At 41.8% G+C, this 19,127-nt stretch carries 22 protein-coding genes; 4 read left to right on the forward strand and 18 right to left on the reverse strand.

What is annotated here, in order from left to right; all coding sequences use genetic code 11:
- Nucleotides 1-13 precede the first annotated feature (13 nt).
- Nucleotides 14-1,261: a nucleotidyltransferase gene (locus LCD34_RS17175; protein WP_411910442.1), complete on the forward strand. Its 1,248-nt coding sequence runs from the start codon at nucleotides 14-16 to the stop codon at nucleotides 1,259-1,261.
- A gap of 32 nt (nucleotides 1,262-1,293) precedes the next feature.
- On the opposite strand, the gene LCD34_RS17180 is transcribed toward LCD34_RS17175, so the two are convergent.
- Nucleotides 1,294-2,322, reverse strand: a complete 1,029-nt coding sequence (locus LCD34_RS17180; protein ID WP_039963613.1) for a SepM family pheromone-processing serine protease — start codon at nucleotides 2,320-2,322, stop codon at nucleotides 1,294-1,296.
- 4 nt (nucleotides 2,323-2,326) lie between these two features.
- Nucleotides 2,327-3,106 carry a patatin-like phospholipase family protein gene (locus LCD34_RS17185; protein WP_017367186.1) on the reverse strand — a complete coding sequence of 260 codons (780 nt, stop codon included), beginning with the start codon at nucleotides 3,104-3,106 and terminating at the stop codon, nucleotides 2,327-2,329.
- 156 nt (nucleotides 3,107-3,262) lie between these two features.
- Here LCD34_RS17185 and ylbJ point away from each other — a divergent pair, with 156 nt between their 5' ends.
- Entirely contained in the window at nucleotides 3,263-4,471 is a 1,209-nt protein-coding gene (gene ylbJ, locus LCD34_RS17190; protein ID WP_263490880.1) for a sporulation integral membrane protein YlbJ, read from the forward strand.
- A gap of 13 nt (nucleotides 4,472-4,484) precedes the next feature.
- Here the strand turns inward: ylbJ and coaD are convergent, their stop codons facing one another.
- From coaD to LCD34_RS17235, 9 genes are all read right to left on the reverse strand, one after another.
- Entirely contained in the window at nucleotides 4,485-4,967 is a 483-nt protein-coding gene (gene coaD, locus LCD34_RS17195; RefSeq protein WP_007499803.1) for a pantetheine-phosphate adenylyltransferase, read from the reverse strand.
- A 3-nt stretch (nucleotides 4,968-4,970) separates the two neighbouring features.
- Entirely contained in the window at nucleotides 4,971-5,528 is a 558-nt protein-coding gene (rsmD, locus tag LCD34_RS17200) for a 16S rRNA (guanine(966)-N(2))-methyltransferase RsmD (protein ID WP_224559780.1), read from the reverse strand.
- Nucleotides 5,529-5,840: 312 nt separating this feature from the next.
- The gene (locus LCD34_RS17205; protein ID WP_008345023.1) at nucleotides 5,841-6,113 is read right to left on the reverse strand and encodes a YlbG family protein; all 273 of its coding nucleotides are present in this window, start codon (nucleotides 6,111-6,113) and stop codon (nucleotides 5,841-5,843) included.
- 65 nt (nucleotides 6,114-6,178) lie between these two features.
- Nucleotides 6,179-6,628: a YlbF family regulator gene (locus LCD34_RS17210; protein ID WP_007499807.1), complete on the reverse strand. Its 450-nt coding sequence runs from the start codon at nucleotides 6,626-6,628 to the stop codon at nucleotides 6,179-6,181.
- A 57-nt stretch (nucleotides 6,629-6,685) separates the two neighbouring features.
- Nucleotides 6,686-7,093: a hypothetical protein gene (locus LCD34_RS17215; RefSeq protein WP_007499810.1), complete on the reverse strand. Its 408-nt coding sequence runs from the start codon at nucleotides 7,091-7,093 to the stop codon at nucleotides 6,686-6,688.
- 73 nt (nucleotides 7,094-7,166) lie between these two features.
- Nucleotides 7,167-7,415 carry a YlbE-like family protein gene (locus tag LCD34_RS17220; RefSeq protein WP_017359376.1) on the reverse strand — a complete coding sequence of 83 codons (249 nt, stop codon included), beginning with the start codon at nucleotides 7,413-7,415 and terminating at the stop codon, nucleotides 7,167-7,169.
- A gap of 19 nt (nucleotides 7,416-7,434) precedes the next feature.
- Nucleotides 7,435-7,848 carry a YlbD family protein gene (locus LCD34_RS17225; protein ID WP_046343473.1) on the reverse strand — a complete coding sequence of 138 codons (414 nt, stop codon included), beginning with the start codon at nucleotides 7,846-7,848 and terminating at the stop codon, nucleotides 7,435-7,437.
- Nucleotides 7,849-7,959: 111 nt separating this feature from the next.
- Nucleotides 7,960-9,003: a CAP domain-containing protein gene (locus LCD34_RS17230; protein WP_008345031.1), complete on the reverse strand. Its 1,044-nt coding sequence runs from the start codon at nucleotides 9,001-9,003 to the stop codon at nucleotides 7,960-7,962.
- 122 nt (nucleotides 9,004-9,125) lie between these two features.
- Nucleotides 9,126-9,548, reverse strand: a complete 423-nt coding sequence (locus LCD34_RS17235; RefSeq protein WP_034646433.1) for a CBS domain-containing protein — start codon at nucleotides 9,546-9,548, stop codon at nucleotides 9,126-9,128.
- Between the two features lie 161 nt (nucleotides 9,549-9,709).
- On the opposite strand from LCD34_RS17235, the gene LCD34_RS17240 reads away from it, so the two are divergent.
- Nucleotides 9,710-10,075: a YugN family protein gene (locus LCD34_RS17240; protein WP_041092198.1), complete on the forward strand. Its 366-nt coding sequence runs from the start codon at nucleotides 9,710-9,712 to the stop codon at nucleotides 10,073-10,075.
- 31 nt (nucleotides 10,076-10,106) lie between these two features.
- Here the strand turns inward: LCD34_RS17240 and ctaG are convergent, their stop codons facing one another.
- The 6 genes from ctaG to cyoE all read right to left on the reverse strand — a co-directional run bounded on the left by ctaG (nucleotide 10,107) and on the right by cyoE (nucleotide 16,290).
- Nucleotides 10,107-10,985, reverse strand: coding sequence for a cytochrome c oxidase assembly factor CtaG (gene ctaG / locus LCD34_RS17245; protein ID WP_017367183.1), 879 nt, complete (start codon nucleotides 10,983-10,985; stop codon nucleotides 10,107-10,109).
- 30 nt (nucleotides 10,986-11,015) lie between these two features.
- Nucleotides 11,016-11,345: a cytochrome c oxidase subunit IVB gene (ctaF, locus tag LCD34_RS17250; RefSeq protein ID WP_003211520.1), complete on the reverse strand. Its 330-nt coding sequence runs from the start codon at nucleotides 11,343-11,345 to the stop codon at nucleotides 11,016-11,018.
- A gap of 2 nt (nucleotides 11,346-11,347) precedes the next feature.
- The gene (ctaE, locus tag LCD34_RS17255; protein WP_007499822.1) at nucleotides 11,348-11,968 is read right to left on the reverse strand and encodes a cytochrome c oxidase subunit III; all 621 of its coding nucleotides are present in this window, start codon (nucleotides 11,966-11,968) and stop codon (nucleotides 11,348-11,350) included.
- Nucleotides 11,968-13,839, reverse strand: coding sequence for a cytochrome c oxidase subunit I (gene ctaD / locus LCD34_RS17260; RefSeq protein ID WP_007499823.1), 1,872 nt, complete (start codon nucleotides 13,837-13,839; stop codon nucleotides 11,968-11,970). The genes ctaE and ctaD overlap by 1 nt, the downstream gene beginning before the upstream one ends.
- A gap of 187 nt (nucleotides 13,840-14,026) precedes the next feature.
- Nucleotides 14,027-15,094, reverse strand: coding sequence for a cytochrome c oxidase subunit II (coxB, locus tag LCD34_RS17265; protein ID WP_224559781.1), 1,068 nt, complete (start codon nucleotides 15,092-15,094; stop codon nucleotides 14,027-14,029).
- Between the two features lie 278 nt (nucleotides 15,095-15,372).
- Nucleotides 15,373-16,290: a heme o synthase gene (cyoE, locus tag LCD34_RS17270; RefSeq protein ID WP_024720296.1), complete on the reverse strand. Its 918-nt coding sequence runs from the start codon at nucleotides 16,288-16,290 to the stop codon at nucleotides 15,373-15,375.
- A gap of 389 nt (nucleotides 16,291-16,679) precedes the next feature.
- Between cyoE and LCD34_RS17275 the strand changes: the two genes are divergently transcribed.
- The gene (locus LCD34_RS17275) at nucleotides 16,680-17,603 is read left to right on the forward strand and encodes a COX15/CtaA family protein (protein ID WP_017359381.1); all 924 of its coding nucleotides are present in this window, start codon (nucleotides 16,680-16,682) and stop codon (nucleotides 17,601-17,603) included.
- A 39-nt stretch (nucleotides 17,604-17,642) separates the two neighbouring features.
- Here LCD34_RS17275 and LCD34_RS17280 read toward each other — a convergent pair whose 3' ends face one another.
- Nucleotides 17,643-19,076 carry a cryptochrome/photolyase family protein gene (locus LCD34_RS17280; protein WP_224559782.1) on the reverse strand — a complete coding sequence of 478 codons (1,434 nt, stop codon included), beginning with the start codon at nucleotides 19,074-19,076 and terminating at the stop codon, nucleotides 17,643-17,645.
- Between the last annotated feature and the right edge of the window lie 51 nt (nucleotides 19,077-19,127).

A 19,127-nucleotide genomic window follows, 5' to 3' on the forward strand; every position in this document is an offset into this window, starting at 1 on the left:
GGCGGAACATCTATTGAAAGCAGTGGGAGTCGTTGTCGAGTACAATCCATTTCATTATGGGCATGCCTATCATGTGAACCAGGCGAAAAAACAAACCTCCTCAGATGTTGCCATTGCCGTCATGAGCGGTTCTTTCCTCCAGCGCGGGGAGCCTGCCATCGTTTCAAAATGGGCACGTACAAAAATGGCACTGCAAAACGGTGTAGACATTGTGTGTGAGCTTCCATACATATATGCCGTACAAAAGGCAGAAACCTTCGCCAATGGCGCTGTGTCCATCCTCGATGCATTAAAATGCCATTCTCTTTTTTTCGGCAGTGAGGATGGAGAGATCAAAGCATTTGAGCGCACAGCACACGCTTGGCATGAAAAAAAGGCAGAGATTGACCTTTTAACAAAAGAAAAGGTGAAAGAAGGTCTTAGTTATCCCGCAGCAGCAGCAGGTGCGTTTCAAGAGGCCATTCATTCTGAACACTTACTGGATTTGTCCAAACCAAATAACATTTTAGGCTTTCATTATGTTAAAGCCATCTTAGAGAGAGCTCCTCACATGCAGCCTTTTACGTCTCAAAGAATTGCATCTGATTATCATGATGAAGAACTACCTGACAACCAAAAAATCGCAAGCGCCACAAGTATCCGAAAAGCTTTAAAAGAACAGAGCTCATTTCAAGCAGTCACGCCCTACCTCCCGGACGCTACTTTAAAGCAATTACACGACTATCATTCTTCATATGGTCTTTTACATACGCAAGAAGCCTATTTTCGCTTTCTGAAACATGTTTTTCATACAATGGATACGAGTGAACTAGAGGGCATCTATGAAATTGAAGAAGGCATTGAACACCGCATGCAAAAAGCCATGACACATGCGTCTTCCTACGAGGAGTATCTATCACTTGTCAAAACAAAACGATATACGTGGACAAGGTTACAGCGGATGAATACGCATCTATTAATGAACGTGAAGAAAAAGACGATGCACGCGTTGCTTGAAGAGAAAAAAGCGCCCTATATTCGTTTACTTGGAATGACAAGGAAAGGACAACAGTACCTGTCTCTTGTAAAAAAAGAGTTGGATGTACCACTTGTGAGTAAACTGTCTTCCTTTTCACATCCCGCCCTTGATCTTGATATTCGCGCTTCAAGGGTGTTCAGCCTTCCCATCTGTGAACCCATGCAAACAGAATTAACGAAAGCAGAGTTTAAAACATCACCGATTCGATATGATGAAGAGAGCGGACTCTTTTCATCTCGATAAAAAAAGCAGCCTGATTTGCAGGCTGCTCTTTTTTATGATGCTTTCTCTTTTAATTTGTTTAAATAGTTTAGTGCGTCCTGCATGGTATCCACAGGAACGATTTTCATATCACTTTTAATATCTTTTGCTGTTTTGACTGCATTTTTGTAGTCAGAGTTTGGGTCACCTTTATCATTCGGTGCAAAGAAGATGTCTTTCCCTGCTTTGTCTGCTGCAACAACCTTTTGATCAATTCCACCAATCGGTCCGACTGTACCATCTGCATCAATCGTTCCAGTTCCTGCGATCGCATAGCCGTGTGTTTCATCTTCTTTTGTCAGCTGATTGTAAATTTCAAGTGACATCATTAAACCAGCTGATGGACCGCCGATGTTTTCAATATCCACTTTCACAGAAGGAGACACTTTCACATGACGGTCTGTAAATAATGATACGCCAATTCCCACTCGTTTTGGCTCTTCTTTAAATGGTTTTAACGTCACGTTCTGCGTGATTTCTTTGCCATTACGTTCAAGTATAAAACGGACAGTCGTGCCTGCTTTTTTACTGCTGATATACGAAACCATTTTATCTGCTGACTCATATGTATGACCGTCGACGCTTTTGATCTTATCGCCAACTTCAATCTTCCCATATGCAGGCATTCCTTTCATCACATAGCTCGCATATACCCCATTAAACGTATAATCTACTTTTTTCCCTGCTTTTGTATAAGCGGCAATCATCGCATTTTCTTGAGAACTTTTCATGAGCTGCAGCTGCCGTTTCATATAATCCTCATCAGACTCTCCGTCCGCTTTAATATTTTCTTCTGGAACGATTTCGTCATACTTGTTCATTTTTGCAAGCAAATACGTATATGGATTGGCTGGACCTACTTTAATGGTCATAAGAGAAAAGCTGCCCTTCTCGCCATATCCTCCGTCTACTTGAATGTGTGGCGCAATTTCTGTTGCATCACCTGGCTTTGTGACGTAATAGGGCAGTTTCACAAAAGTTAAGCCAAATAAGACTAGAACAACAGCAAAAAAGCTGAGCCAGCGAATATTTAATTTTTTCATTCGATTAACACTCCCATTTATCAATGACATCTTTCAGTTTTCCTTTTAGTTGGTCGGCGGCGAGTTCACCTGCTTCAATCATTTCTTGAACCTGTGTAAACGCACTAGAGCTAAAGGTCTCGAGCTTCGGCCGAATCATGAGATCTGCATGAATGGTTTGGTGACGAACCAATTCATTTTGAAGGATGTCCAAACTTTGCATAATGACATCCGATAATCTCGTTGCCTTTTCTGTTTTTTTCACCCTTGATACATCAGAGGCGATAATGAGATCTGCTCCCATTTCTTTGAGAACAGAGACTGGAATGCGGTCCACTACCGCTCCATCCACCAATTGCCTGCCGCCTATTTCATGCGGAACAAACACACCCGGAATGCTAATGCTTGCCCTGACTGCTTGTGAGACAGACCCTTCTTTGAACACAACCTTCTCCCCTGTCTGAAGGTCACAGGCGACAATCGCAAGCGGCACGCGCATTTCTTCAATATTCTTCCCATATGTAAACGTGTGAATCAGCTGCAAAATTCGATTTCCTTTTAACAGACCGATTTTTGGCAGTGTATAGTCAGCATAATACTTTCTTCTGAAGACAAGTGCAAGTTTTTTCATTTTTTCTACGTCTTGTCCTGCCGCATAAAAGCTCCCCACAAGAGCACCAATACTGCTTCCTGCGATCATATCCACCTGAATTCCTTGTTTCTCAAGACTAGATAAAACCCCGATATGCGCCATCCCTCTGGCACCCCCGGAGCCCAGCGCAAGCCCGATAATCGGTCGTTTCATGAATCCACCCTCCTCTTTCTATGCATATATACGAATCTATAGGTCTAAACATGCCCCTTCTCATCGTATAGTAATAGAAGACAGGCTCGGCTAGCATCTCTTTTTCTTTAATCACGAGCTCGCCAATAGATTATAACGGCAAGGGGCGACATCTCCATGAAAAAATGGAACACTCTGTTCATCGCTGCTTTTTTTATCTTTTTAACAGCCACTGTGATTACACATCCACAAGCCTCTTTGCAAGCATCGAAAAATGGACTTGCAATGTGGTGGGAAGTGGTTTTTCCATCGCTGCTACCTTTTTTTATTTTGTCCGAGCTATTAATCAGTTTCGGGATTGTTAGATTTGTCGGCGTATTATTAGAGCCATTTATGCGGCCTATCTTTCGGGTGCCTGGTGTCGGCGGATTTGTATTAGCGATGGGAATGGCCTCTGGTTTTCCTTCTGGCGCTAAATTGACGACAAGACTTCGGCAGGAAGGACAGCTGACAAGAATTGAAGCAGAACGCCTTGTGTCATTTACCAATTCTTCAAACCCTTTGTTCATTTTTGGAGCAGTGGCTGTAGGATTTTTTCATCACCCAGCTTTAGGCATTGTGTTAGCCTGTGCACATTATTTAGGAAATCTCGCGGTTGGGGTGACGATGCGCGGATATAAAGCACGTCATGATGCGCACCTCAGAAGCCGAAAAGGATTTTTATTGCCTCCAATTCGAGAAGCATTCAGCGCTCTTCATACGGCAAGACTCGCAGAAAAAAGACCACTTGGCCAAATATTAAGTGACGCTGTCATGTCATCTGTTCAAACGCTCTTTATGATTGGCGGCTTTATCATTTTATTTTCTGTCTTTAGTCAAATGCTCGCTGTCGTTCATGTAACAGATCTTCTCTCTATCGGGATCGGCTCTATACTGAAAACGATGCACCTTCCGCCGGAATTAGATCTAGCCATGATTGCGGGTCTATTTGAAATCACATTAGGAAGTCAGCTCACAGGATCACAAGAGGTTTCCCTGCTCGCTAAAACAATTGTGGTCAGCTTTATTTTAGGATTTAGCGGATTCTCCGTTCAAGCTCAGGTAGCTGGGATATTGGCAGCCACCGATATACGCTTTAAACCGTTTTTCTTGGCCCGTTTGCTTCACGGTATTTACGCAGCCGTCTTTGCCTTTCTGTTATTCAAACCCCTTTATGTCTCTAAAGCAGAAATGGCGCTTCCAGCAGGGGCATTTGAAGCAAGCGAGCAAGTCGTGATGTTTAGCAGCGTTTTATGGAATCAGCTTGTATCTGCTGGTCCTCTCATCACCTTGTTCAGTCTGATCGTGTATATTGCGCTCTATTATCAGAAATTAAAAAATGGATGAGTGCACAATGCACTCATCCATTAAATTTTTCTTTCAGCGCAGCTTCGACCTCTTGCGGTACAAGCTCTTTGACTGATCCATGATACTTCGCTACTTCTTTAACAATGCTTGAACTTAAGAAGGAGTATTGATTATTCGTCATCATAAAGAACGTTTCAATGTCATCATTCAACACTTTGTTCATTGATGTCCCTTGCATCTCGTATTCAAAGTCCGTCACCGCTCTAAGTCCGCGTAAAATGACTTTCGCCTCTTTTTGTTTCGCATAATCAACGAGCAGTCCATGAAAGGATTCCACTTTGATATTTGGTAGCTCCTTTGTTGCTTGACGAATGAGTTCACATCGCTCTTCAACAGTAAAAAGCGGCTTTTTTGACGAGTTATTAAGGACGCACACATATACTTCATCAAAAATCTTTGCCCCTCTTTTGATAATATCCAAATGGCCCAATGTGACTGGATCGAAGCTACCCGGACAAACGGCTATATTCCCCATGCTTTAATTTCCCCGCTTTCTATAGATCGTAATGCCAGTCATTCCGTACATTTCCTGCCTTGAGATATGTAGCTGTCCTGCTTCCTCTGGCAGTGTCACATCTTTATCGTGCTCACACACAATGACGCCATCATCTGCTAATAAGGAATGCTCATCAATCGTATCAAGAAGTGCTTTCAACTTTTGATCTTTATACGGCGGATCAAGGAAGATGGCTTGAAAAGATTCTTCTCGCTTCACTACAGCAGCGAGTGCACGGTTTGCATCATTTCGAAACACTTCACTTTGACCCATCAGCGACAATTGATTCAAGTTGCCTTTAATCGTCTGAATCGCCTTCATATCTCGATCCACAAATATACAATGATCGAACCCTCTAGAAAGCGCTTCAATACCTAAACCACCACTTCCAGCAAATAAATCAAGGGCCCATCCCCCATCAAAATACGGTCCAATCATATTAAAAATGGATTCTTTTACTTTATCTGTTGTTGGTCTTGTTGATTGGCCGGGTACGGCTTTCAGCGTGCGGCCTTTTTTTGTTCCAGAAATCACTCTCATTTTTCCACCACTTTTTCTGCTTGCATCTATTGAATATTGTTTGATGACAAAAAATTCAACATTATCTTACCATATCCACTCCACATGGGACAATGCACTGAATTCCATTCATTTTCTATGTATAGATCACAAAAGAGAGGGTAATACTACTGTTAACAGCATCTGATGTGGTGCTGTTGCCAACCGCGGAGAAGACTTACGTTTCCCCATAAGTTCTTCCTCCGGTTTCTCCTCTCCCTTTGCCTTCTCCTTAATGAATCATTAAGAATAGAAGGACCCCGCGGGTGATGCCGCGGGGGTTTTTTTGTGTCTTTAAAAGCCCACCTTATAGTCATACTCTTTTGCTTTGTCCAATTTCGATTCGTACTCTAATTTAATAAAAGGTTTATAGGAAGGCTCAACACGTTTCACAAATGGCAATGAACTGAGCTTTGCCATGTGGCGCTCAAGATCATTCATATCACAATAAATCACTGCATATTTCATTTTCCTTGAAATATAGTGAACATTCCCAAATTTCCTTAGCGCTTTTGACTGCTTTAACGAATGCAGCCAAACGACCATCCCTTGACGTTTGGTATCCATCTTTTCACCTGCCGCTTTTCAATTCTTTCCGTTCATTATGTAAAAGACGAGACGTTCAAGTCTCGTCAAGATACTTTACAGCCACAGCTGCCTCCTGATCCACAGCCACCGCCGCATGATGATAGACCATCAAAATATGGGTTCCCTGTTGGAACTTTAATATATGCTGATACAGCTTGACCGATTTCAATACTAATCTCATCTAAGATGGATTGAATCGCTGTTTCTGCTTTTTTGAAATCAACCACTGTATCGTGAAGATCTAGCTTTCTTTTGACCTCACGCATTTCTTTTGAGATCGTTCTATAGTCCGGATGGTATTTGCCGAACCGCTGCACATCTTCATATTGCTCTTTTACTTTTGTAAAATGGGCAATAATTTGTTGGGCTTCTTCGTCTTGCTGGAGACGCTTAAAGCAGTTGCGGTAATGTTCAGCCTCCTCCGACTGAAGAATCATGGCAGCCAATTGATTTGCTTCCTCTTGGAGCTCCACAGATTCGATTGTCGCATACATAAATGTTGCACCTCCAATTCATAGTTTACCACGAAACCTATGGATCAGAAAATGCTTTTACGTGACAAATACATCCCACGTCTCTCTTTTCTGCTTATATTCAGGGTGACGAGAATTTAGCACAACGGTCATTTTATGCTTTCCTTTTGAAAGGTGCTTGACCACAAACGCCGCAGTATACTCATTGCCTGCCCGTTTCCCGTCTACATACACAGTAAAATACCCCGCCTTCTTATCCTTTTTCAAGGGTGAAGGTTCAAGGTGAAAATCTTGAAGTGTACTTTCTATATACACAACAGATCCCTGCACTTTGTATTTTAAAAAGCCTTGCTGCTTCATTTCACTTTGCGTCTGCTGCATGACTGGTACTGCTGGTTCTTGCCTAGTTACTTGCTCTTGATCATGTTGACTTTGACATCCGGTGAGAAGAAAAAGCAATGCGCATATTGACAGCATCCATTTCATGTTCTGATTCTCCTTTCGTCTACTTTCATAGGATGCTCATGAAATAGACATCTTAATCAACTCAAAAAAAGCCTCACCCGGCTCCATTTTGATTGCGCATTGCTTGGAACATCTGGATCATCATTTCAGCCATTTGGACACTATTGCTCAACTGGCTCACACGATGAGGAATGGTTTTTTCGTAAAAGTTCATTTTATCTAATTCAAACGAAGTGACATTTTCAGGATGCCGCGTTAACTGTCTATACCAGAGTGGGCGCTGCCTGATGAATTTGATTCGATCCTCTTCGGCCATGACAAACTCTTGTACTTCTCTCCGCACCAAAAGCATCCCCTTTCAATTAATCTTTCCTGAAGGAGAATGGGTGCTGGCTGCCTCCAGATGAACCCTTCTTTGAGCCATTTGATGAAAATTGACCGAGTAAGCTTTGTAAAGAGGAAATAGACTGGCTCATTTTATTAATTTGTTCATTCATTTGATCAGCGTCCATTTTTTTCACTGCAGAAACCATTTTAGACATAAAATCTGCTTTTCCCGGTTCACTTTGCTTAGTGGCTTTTTCTTCTTTTGCTTCTTCCGTTTGTGTTTGCCGGTAAGGAGACCACATGTCATCTTCCTCACCAAACATGACCCAATTCTCGTATAAACTTTGCCAGCTTTTTTCTTGCGTCTGCACTTCTTGAATTAATTTCGGATGGCGTCTGACGAACTGTTTAAATTCATCAATGGATGTTTGCTTTTGCTTATTTGTCATATCCTCACCCCCCATACAAATGCCTACTATACTATATACATCTGGGTCTATTTTGGTGAGCCCTTTTCATAAAAAAAAACAGCCGCTATCTGTGCGCAGCTGTTTAGAGGATTAAGACGTTTTCTTAATGAAGTTTTGTGTATAGTACTTTTCTTTCACACCAACGCCAAGGTGCGTGTAATCTTGATTTAACAATGCCTTCCGGTGACCTTCGCTATTCAGCCAGCCTTCTACAGCTGCAGGGCCATCAACATAATTATATGCAATGTTTTCCCCCGCAAGCTGAAATGCGACCTCGCCTCTTTCTAACCGGTCTTTCAGCGTGCCGTATTTTTTAGATTCATGGGAGAAATAATGATGATCTTTCATGTCCTCACTATGCATGAATGCCACTTCAGAGGTTTCATCGTCCCACTTTAAGGTCGGTAGTTTGTACTTATGGCGGATAATATTGGTCATATCAAAAATTTGTTTTTGACTCGACGCTTCAATATCCTTCCATTTTTCGCCTGATATCGCCTCAGGTTCAATTAATTGACCTCGATAAACGACTTCATACGGCTTTTGTTTGACAAATGTATCTGCGTTAAAAGCTCTAATGCTCGAAAGAGTGCTTTCAAACTTATCCATGTAGAGCTGGACATACACATCATCTCCCACTTTCACCGTCGGCCTGGTATTCATATCATCTTCTGAGAATTCAAAGCGATATGAATTTCCCTCGTCCTCTACATGAATGTAAGGAGCGATTTGTGTTTTTTTAAACACTTCACTTGTGGCTTGACCGATTTTAAACGGCTCAACATTCAGCCCATCCCCTGTCGCAAACAAGGTCACCACTTTACTATCCTTTACCCCTACTTGAATATAGTGTTTCTTCGATTGATTGTATATCCACCAGTCATAATCATATGCGGAAGGATCAATGCGATCTGGTTCCCCTAGCTGTTTAAGCACTTCGTTTGAAGATTTCCCCATAAAGGACATGAGCCCTTTTTTCGGAATGTTGATCGGCTTATCGCTAGATGTTTCTTCATTAGACACCTTCGGCTCATTGCTGTTTTCTTTTTCTGGTGAAGATCCATATTGAATAAACAGAACGTACGTTCCAGATATAATCAGGAGGATGAAGAGTGTTTTCAGCACAGTTTTCAAATAAACACCTCCGTTAAATTGGCAAGGTACAAAAAGTACCTTCTACTGTCATTTAAACAAAACTTGCTCCATTTATCAACGACAATACAGCCTATTTAACACGAATTTAAAATATGCCCCTCCTAATGAAGAAATCCTTGGCCATGATCCTGGTCTTGTTGAGAGATCTCCGTCAGAGCATCACCTGCACGATCGTTTGATAAATCTTCAACTGATAAATCCCCAAGGGCTACGATTCCTGTGAGTGCCCCATTTTTGACAACCGGGATACGGCGGAGCTGATGTTCTGACATCAACCGGACAATTTCTTCTAGGGTTGCATCTTCTTCAGCTGTCAAAACTTCCTTCGTCATGATGGCACCAACCTCTTGTGAGTTCGGCTTTTTCTCAGCAATACCTCTAAGTACAAGGTCGCGGTCTGTGACAATACCAACAAGCTGATCTCCGTCGACTACTGGAATGGCACCAATGTCAGCATCTTTCATTTTGACTGCCGCTTCATACGCATTGTCGTCCTTTTGCAACGTCACTACTTTTTTCGTCATGATATCTTTGATTTTTTTCGTTTTCACGTTGATTCCTCCATCCGTTATTTTCTTTATTACTGTAACCAGCTTATAAAAGAACATACCCTTCACAGTTGAAAGTTTAACGCTTTCATACTATGATTGTCAGTAAAGGGAATTTTTATAAGGAGGGGTTTTGGGTGAAGTTTGAAGGTACGGGGATTGAACAGGTATCAGCTGACTTAAATAAATTGGATTTCATTATGGAAAGTGAAGGATTTGTACGAGCCGATCAATGGGATTATGAGCGTGTGACGTACGACAGGAAGTATAACATGGTAGAGGGGACGTTTTACTTACGGATCTCTGGGTACGCCACTGAGGGAGATGTCGGCTCCAAAAAAGCCCACATCCAGCTGCTGACACCTTTACTTGGAAAACACTATTATCCGCATGGTGTTGAATATGGAGAAGGCGAAGATTTCCCTAAATCTCTTATTCAATCAAGCAAAAAAACGCTGAACCAATTGAAAGAAAAACTAGAAGCGATAACTGCTGAAGCATAAAAAGCACAGCCCCTGCGGCTGTGCTTTTCATTTATTCATATTTCGGAATGAGCGCATCTGGTACGGCATCTTTCGCTCTTTCTTTTCTCGCCCAGTCAAAGAAGACAACAGCAAGAATGGATCCGTATACAATCTCCTGAATGATTTTCATCAAAATAGCACCTAGCTGCTGATCTTCTAGCAGCGGCAATGTATGAAACATGTCAGGTCCCGTAAGCGCAAGACCAGCAAGCATATCACTCGGTACGCATAGGTGCAGTGCTTGTATCCATGCGCCGGCATCTGAATAAGTGGCATAGATAGGCGCTTCACTAAACATAATGAGTGCGCAGGCAGGTGTCATTAAAATCCCATCTGCCATAATATATCCAAGCTTTAAAATGCCTGTAATCTGCGGCTGACTTTGCACTTTATGGACAAGCGGCCACCACATGAAAAAGGCAGCGATAAAAATGACAACCGTCATCAATGCGTGATAAAACGGATCTGTTTTAACAAAATCGAACACAAGCGGAATATGATACAGCGAAAACAACCCGTTAAATCCGAGTAAGGCAATCAACGGCTTAGAAAACAAGCGGAAAATCGGCTGAATACCCCGTGTTTGAATGATCCGCTCCCAAATCGCCGCAGGTAAACCTGTAATAAGAAGGGGCGGGATGACCAAATAGAGCACTGCCATTTGCGCCATATGTGCACTGAACATAATATGCCCCATTAAATCAATCGGGCTCCCCTTCACTGCATAAAGCAACACAAGCCCCGTGAGAAACAGCGTTTTCTCTTTCACCGTCGCACGGTGCTTACCCTTCGTCACGAGAAGCAGATAAAAAGCGGCTGCTGCTACAATACATGTCAAATAGTAAGGACTCCATAATGCACGAAATCCAAATATCTCTAAGTTTTCCATTGCTGCGCCTCCTTCAAGGGCAAAGCGAGCTTACCACCAAATAATGGTCAAAAAGGCTAAAACGGTAATAAACGCGACAAACACACCTGAGTAAAGAAACAATGCGGGTGTTTCATGCCCTTTTTGGTTCATGTGCATAAAATAATAAAGCTGAAAAGCGACCTGAATCACTGCAAGCAGTAAAATAAAAGGGACAGCGAACCAATTTCCGACGTCTTCAGAGGCGATTGTTAAAAAGGCAACAAACGTTAAACCAATCATCAAGCCGAAAGAAATGAGCTGATGCTTCATTTCTTCGGCATTTTTCTTTTTCCGATAGACAAGATCGACTTTGGACTGATTTGTGTTTTTATTTCCCATTCTTATCCCACCATTCCCATCAAATATACAACGGTAAAGATGAAGACCCACACAACATCAATGAAGTGCCAATAAAGGCTTGCCACATAATATTTTGGTGCATTGTATAAATCGAGTCCGCGTCTCATATTCCGAATCATCAGAGCGGTGATCCAGCAAAGTCCAAATGCGACGTGAGCCCCGTGTGTTCCAACAAGCGTATAGAAGGAAGAGCCAAGTGCAGAGCTCGTAATGGTAAATTCATACGCATGCACATAATGATAAAACTCATAAATTTCTACCCCTAAAAATCCAGCACCTAAAAGAACGGTTACACCTAGCCAAAGCTGCATTTTTTTAAAGGCAAAGTTTTTCATATGATACATAGCATACACACTCGTTAAACTGCTCGTTAACAGAAGCATTGTGGCAATAAAGACAAGTGTGAGGTCAAACATTTCAGTTGTTGTTGCGCCGCCTGCATTTGAATTTTTCAGCGCCAAATAAGTGGCAAACAAAGATGCAAACAGGACCGTTTCTCCCCCAAGAAACAACCAGAACCCGACGAACTTATTCTTTCCTTCTAACGTGGCTTTCTCAGGAGAAGCTGGAAAGGTTTCCGCTGTCATTTTTTGTGGTTCCATTATGCTTTCACCCCTTTGTCATCGTCATCCGTCAAATCTTCTTTGTGAATATGGTATCCATGATCATCTTTAAGAGAGCGAACGAGCATGGTCGCAAACGTGATGCCAAGACCAATGAAGATCACCGGTAGACCCCAGCTGTGTTCTTGACGATACATAAAACCAAACGCTGACACAAATAGACCGAATGAGATAATGATAGGCAAGATGGAATTATTCGGCATGTGAATATCATCGAGCGGTTCAGATGCTGTCATTCCTTTTTTGCCATCCATTTTCTCAATCCATAATGGATCAAGTCCCCGTACAAGAGGCAGCTGCTTAAAGTTATATTCTGGCGGAGGTGAAGATACTGCCCATTCAAGCGTTCTTCCATCTCCCCAAGGATCGCCCGATACACGCTCCCCTTTTGCTGTCGTCCAGATGATATTAATCAGCATGATGACAACTGCTACAAACATGAACAGTGCCCCAATTGTACTGACCAAGTTCCCAAGGTCTAGACCCTGACCTGGCAAGAATGTAAAGACTCGGCGTGGCATGCCCCAAAGACCGAGAAAATGCTGGATAAAGAACGTTAAATGGAAACCGACGAAAAACAGCACAAAGCCAATTTTCCCAAGCTTCTCATTTAGTATTTTCCCAAACATCTTCGGCCACCAATAATGCACACCAGCTAAAATACCGAAGACCACACCACCGATAATGACATAGTGGAAATGCGCCACAACAAAGTACGTGTCATGGAACTGATAATCCGCTGCTGCTGCTGCAAGCATGACGCCGGTTACACCGCCAAGTAAGAATGACGGAATGAACGCAACTGAATATAGCATCGGCGTTGTAAACTTCACATTACCGCCCCATATGGTGAGCAGCCAGTTAAATACTTTAATTCCTGTAGGCACCGCAATTGCCATTGTGGCTACAGCAAAGATCGCATTGGCAATTGGACCAAGTCCTGTTGTGAACATGTGATGCGCCCACACCATGAATCCAAGGAAACCAATTAATACAGTCGCAAACACCATGGACGAATAACCAAACAATCTTTTTCTTGCAAACACCGGAATGATCTCAGAGAAAATCCCAAATGCCGGCAAAATCAAGATATACACTTCTGGGTGTCCAAAAATCCAGAACAAATGCTCCCAGATGATTGTATTTCCGCCGAGCTCTGGATTAAAAAAGCTCGTATCAAACATTCGATCAAGCATCAGCATCGCAAGCCCTGCTGTCAGCGGCGGGAATGCGAATAAAATTAATGCGGATGCCACAAACGTCGTCCAGGTAAAGAGCGGCATTCTCATATACGTCATACCTGGCGCTCTCATATTAATAATCGTTGCAAGAAAGTTGATTCCGGCAATTAGCGTACCAATACCCGCTATCTGCAACCCTAAAATATAGAAATCCATGCCGTGCCCTTCTGAATTCAGCGTGAGCGACGCATAGGCAGTCCAGCCTGCATCAGGTGCTCCGCCCATAAACCATCCAAGGTTTAAGAAAATTCCTCCGAAAAAGAACAACCAAAAACCAAGTGAATTCACAAATGGAAACGCTACGTCACGTGCACCAATTTGAATGGGTACAACCGCATTCATTAATGCAAATAAAAGCGGCATTGCTGCAAGGAAAATCATCGTTGTTCCATGCATCGTCATGACTTCATTGTAAAACCCTGCACTCACAAAATCATTTTCAGGGATGGCTAGCTGAATACGGATAATCATCGCTTCCAGGCCACCAATTAAAAAGAAAAATCCCCCTGCCACTAAATATAGTATGGCAATTTTTTTGTGGTCAACCGTCGTTAAGTAATCCCATAAGACAGCGCCAAACCCCCGCTTTTTAGCTATTGTACTCACCATGAAATCCCCCTCTTATCTCCCATTTGCCCCTTTTCATATCAATGTCTATCTTCACGTTCTAAAACAGACTATATCTGACAGATGACTTATTCTTGGATGTAGAGACTTATTCGGGAGCTCTTAACAAAAACTTCACATAGATCGTATACCCTTTTGAATGTGCACCACTTCAAGCTGCTCAAGGCATTTACTGTAATTGAAGACCTTTTAAATACTCGTAGAGTGCATCTGCTTCTGAGTCATTTAGTTTAGGGTACGTCCCTGTCATCTTATTACCTGGTTTAAAGCTCTCTGGATCTTTCAGCCATGCTTTGACATTTTCTTTGTTCATGTCTTTAATTCCAGCTACTTTTGTCCGCTCTCCGAAGGTTGCAAGGTTTGGTGCAGTCCTTGCCGCCTCTGGTCGTTCATCTCCAGGCTCTACCGCATGACAGCTTAAACAGTTTTTCTCTTTAAAGAGTTTTTCACCCTCAAGGGCTAGATCTGACGTAGATGCAGGCTTCTTATAATCTGCCATCTTTTTCGTCCAGCCTAAAAACTCATCTTGAGAAAGCGTTTTAACTTTAAAGTCCATTAAAGCATGTGATGGACCGCAAAGCTCCGCACATTTCCCATAGAAATATTCTCCAGCATCTTTCGTTCGTTTTGAGTCAAATGTTAAATAAAACTTGTTCTCGTTGTCTGTATTTGTATCAATTTTACCCCCAGCTGATGGAATCCAGAATGAGTGTTTCACATCAGATGCTTTCAGCTTAAAATAAACCTTTTGATCAGTTGGAACAATCAATTCCTGACTTGTCACAATCCCATAATCAGGGTATTCAAATTCCCACCAATATAAGCTGGCTCTTACATTCACAACAAGTGTCTTTTCAGGATCTCGTTTTTTCTTATCCATGGCGCTTGTATCCCCTAGCTCAAGCGTGTATGCCACAACAGGTACAACGAGAATAATGAGTAGAAGTATCGGAATCGCTGTCCACGTAATTTCGAGGTTACGGTTCCCTTCTACCTGTTTAGGAATCGTATCTTCTCCCACTTTAGAACGTTTGAATTTAATGATGACGTAAAAGAAAATGATCGATACAACAATAACGACAAGAACCATAATAAGTGTACTCAGTACCGTTAGGAAAAACTGTTTATCTGCTACTTCCCCAACTGGCCTCAGTGTTGATAAGTATGGTTCACCGCAGCCCGCCAAAACGAGCGTCAGTAAAAGAAATAGTGAATAAACACGCCATTTTCTTATCATAATTTGTCCCAACCCCTTTTGCTTGATCTCCTTTGCCTTTCGCTTTTACCTCTTATTTATAAAATCACCTTTCACCCATCCATAACCCCCGCCTCTTATAAAAGCACTTACATTTCCTCTTTTCATAAAAAAATGATGTTTTTACTCAAAATACCATCTATGTATAAACAGAAAGCCGCCTAAATAGAACTGAATATCAGGCGGCTTTCATAGTTGTAAGAAAATGTTGTGTTATAAGATATAGCCATTGTTTTGATGTGATCAAAGTGTATTTCACTCTAGAATAGTGTAATAATAATCATCGCAACGAAAAAGATCGTTAAGTAGTTTAATGAATAAACGAACATGAGTGTTGACCACTTCATGATATCTTTCATTTTAAAGCCCATAAGACCAATGACGAGCCATCCAATGTTCAGCAATGTGCCAAGTGCGACAATCGGCCATCCTAATCCACCTAAGAAAAATGGAAGCGGAAGAAGACATGCTGTCCAAATGATGATTTGGCGTTTTGTGACTTCAAAGCCGTAAACAACTGGCAGCATTGGAATACCTGCTTTGCGGTAATCTTCCGTTTTCTTAATCGCAAGTGATAAGAAATGTGGAATTTGCCAGATGAACATAATCATAAACAGGACCCAAGCCGTTGTGTCGATGGTGCCTGTAACAGCTGTCCAGCCAATTAATGGCGGAACCGCACCAGATACACTCCCAATGACTGTATTAATGGTGTAATGGCGTTTAGACCACATCGTGTATAGAACTGCATAAGTAAAGACACCGATAAATCCAATCACTGCTGATGTAACAGTTGTCATCAGAAGCATAATCAGTCCAAGTACAACAAGCAGAATACCAAATGCATACGCTTGACCTGGCTGAACTTTACCTGTCACCGTCGGTCTTGTTTTTGTTCTTTCCATTAGTATATCAATATCACGGTCAAACGCATTATTAATGGCGCATGAACCGGCAATAATAAGAGAAGAACCAATCATTGTTAACAGCACAATATCAAGATTCCCAAGGAAACTCATACCTGTAAAATAAAAAGCAAGCCACATTCCAGTAAAAGTTGTAATGAAATTGGAATTGACGATGCCCATTTTAATAAGAGCAAGAAAATCTTTTAAAGCGGTTGTTTCTTCTATTTGTCCATGAATAGCTGCTTCCGCGGCTGTTTTGGAATTTGCCAATGTGTATAACCTCCCTTGCCCAAACCTTCAAACGAACGAATAAAACGTAAAATCGTTACAACTCTATCATACAAGATAAAGAGCTGTAAAAAAACATCCTATTAAATAATAAACGACAAACTTGAAGTTATTTGTGAACTTTTCGTGAATTTATTAGGATGTGCGTTTCAGAAGGCGGTGCAAAATGAAATATTCTCTCCTCTATTTCTATCAGACTGTCAAAGAAAGATCAAGCACTCTAAATCTGTAAACTTTGTGAACTAACATATCATTTTTTTGTGAACTTTGGTCATTATGAATTGCAACAGAACACGCATTTGGCTTAAACTTGAGAGCATGTGAGGTTTTCATTTAGATCAGAAGTTATTTAGAGAAGGTGAAATCATTTGATGAAATTTGCTTTAAGGTTATTGAGCGTTGTCACAACATTTGTGATGCTGATCGTTCTGATTGGCGGTGCGCTTGTGACGAAAACTGGCTCCGGTCTTGGCTGCGGCAGACAGTGGCCCCTTTGCCACGGTCGTTTCTTTCCAGAAATGAACCCTGCTTCCATTATCGAATGGAGCCACCGCATGTCAACAGGAGTTTCCACCATTCTTGTATTGGCACTGGCGGTCTTATGCTGGAAAAAAATCAGTCCAGTATTCCGTGAAACCAAATTTTTGGTCATCATGTCCATTATATTCTTACTGCTTCAAGCGCTGTTAGGGGCACTCGCCGTTGTGTTTGGTTCTAACGCACTTGTCATGGCACTGCACTTCGGTATTTCACTGATTTCTTTTGCTTCCATTTTACTACTGGCACTGCTTGTGTTTGAAGCAACCAGATCTGAAACAAAGCTTGTGAAGCCGCTTCATATCGGCAAAAGAATGCAGTTCCATATTTATGGGTTGATCACATATACGTATATTGTGGTGTATACGGGCGCCTATGTGAGACATACAAAATCAAGTCTTGCATGCTCTGTCTTCCCATTTTGTTCAAAAGACGGCGCACTTCCAGCGTATTTTAATCAATGGGTTCAAATGTCTCACCGAGCAGCAGCCCTTCTTTTATTCGTTTGGATATTTGTTGCGATGTTCCATGCCCTTAAACATTATAAAGAACAAAAGCAGCTGTATTATGGATGGATCATTTCAGCCATTCTGATTACACTTCAAGCGATTTCTGGTGTCATGTCTGTTTATTCTCAGCTCGCACTCGGTTATGCGCTTGCTCATTCATTCTTTATTTCTTGTTTGTTTGGGGTACTATGCTACTTCTGCTTACTCATTGCCCGGTTTAAATATGAAAATAAAGAGCCTTTCAGATAAACATACAATCCCCCTTTCATCCGAAAAGGGGGATTTCTTTTATGTTTGTTTCGCTTCTTCAAATAGCGAAATGGCTTTTTTCCGTCTTTCTTGATGATCGACTGTAGGCAGAGGATATGTATCCCCCAGCACACATCCCGATTTCATTTGCTCATCTATCGGCATTTTACTCGGTTCATGAATCCATTTTTCATTCACATGCTTAAGTTCTGGCACATACCTTCTAATATATTCTCCGCTTGGGTCAAATCGTTTCGACTGGGTCGTTGGGTTAAAAATACGGAAGTAAGGAACAGCATCCGTTCCGACAGAGGCTGCCCACTGAAATCCTCCAATATTCGAAGCCTCATCATAGTCGACAAGTTTTCTCGCGAAATACGCTTCGCCCATTCTCCAATCGATGAGATAATCTTTTGTCAGGAATGAAGCCGTCACCATTCTCAAACGGTTATGCATCCAGCCTTCTTCATTTAACTGTCTCATCCCAGCGTCAACGAGCGGGAATCCTGTTTGTCCTTTACACCAAGCTTCAAAAAGTGTCTCATCATCATTCCATTTTATATGTTGAAAGGAGGCATTGATTTCTTTTTCTTTCATCTCTGGATAATGCGCAAAGATCATATGATAAAAATCACGCCATGCCAGCTCTTTGATAAATGTTTCCTTGCCCTCATCTTCAAAAAGTTCTTCCTCATTGACCGCATGAAAGATCGTGCGAATAGAAATGGTCCCAGTTTTTAAAAACCGAGACAGCTTGCTCGTCCCAAAAACAGACGGAATATCTCGTTTCTCATGATAACGCGTCAATCTTTCTTGAATAAAGCCGTCTAGCGTGCTTCTCGCTTTGTCTGACCCAATCTGATCGAATTTCCTTGTACATTTCTTGATGATGTCCCTCAGTTTCTCGTCTCCCTTTTCAGAAAGTGACTCATCACAAATCGTATGCTCACTGCTCAGAAATGATTTGTCAACTTTTATCACAGACTGCTTCTCCTGCTTCCGCCACGCTTGGTAGTATGGAGTAAACACTTGATAATGAGAACCATCCGCTTTTAAAATATTTCTCGCACCATGCAGATGCGTATCTTGCCACTTTGACACATGAATGCCCTTTTCTTCTAAGAAACGGGTCACTTGCTCATCACGTGTTCGACCATTTCCTACTTCGTCCTCATTAAAAAAGACCGCATTGATGTCATAAGCATCTATGAGCTTTTGAAAAGCGGACAAAATGTCATCATGAATGAGATGAACATACATGTGAGATTCTCTTGCTTCCTTTACAAAATTGGCCAAGTTTTGAAAGAAATGTTCGTTGTTCAAATCCAGTTCCATTTCTGTAAAAAATGGATCTAGATGATAAAAAGCACATAATCGGTACTGATGTTTTTTTGCATATGTGATCGCTTTTGATAAGGCGATATGATCATCCAATCGCATATCTCGGCGAAACCAAATCACGACAATTTCCACTCTTTCTTCACCTCATTCTATAGTGTAATCACTCTATCGGCCGGCTGCACA

Origin of the sequence: Bacillus sp. RAR_M1_44 (genome assembly GCF_020165935.1) — a bacterium.
Classification (GTDB): domain Bacteria; phylum Bacillota; class Bacilli; order Bacillales; family Bacillaceae; genus Bacillus; species Bacillus altitudinis.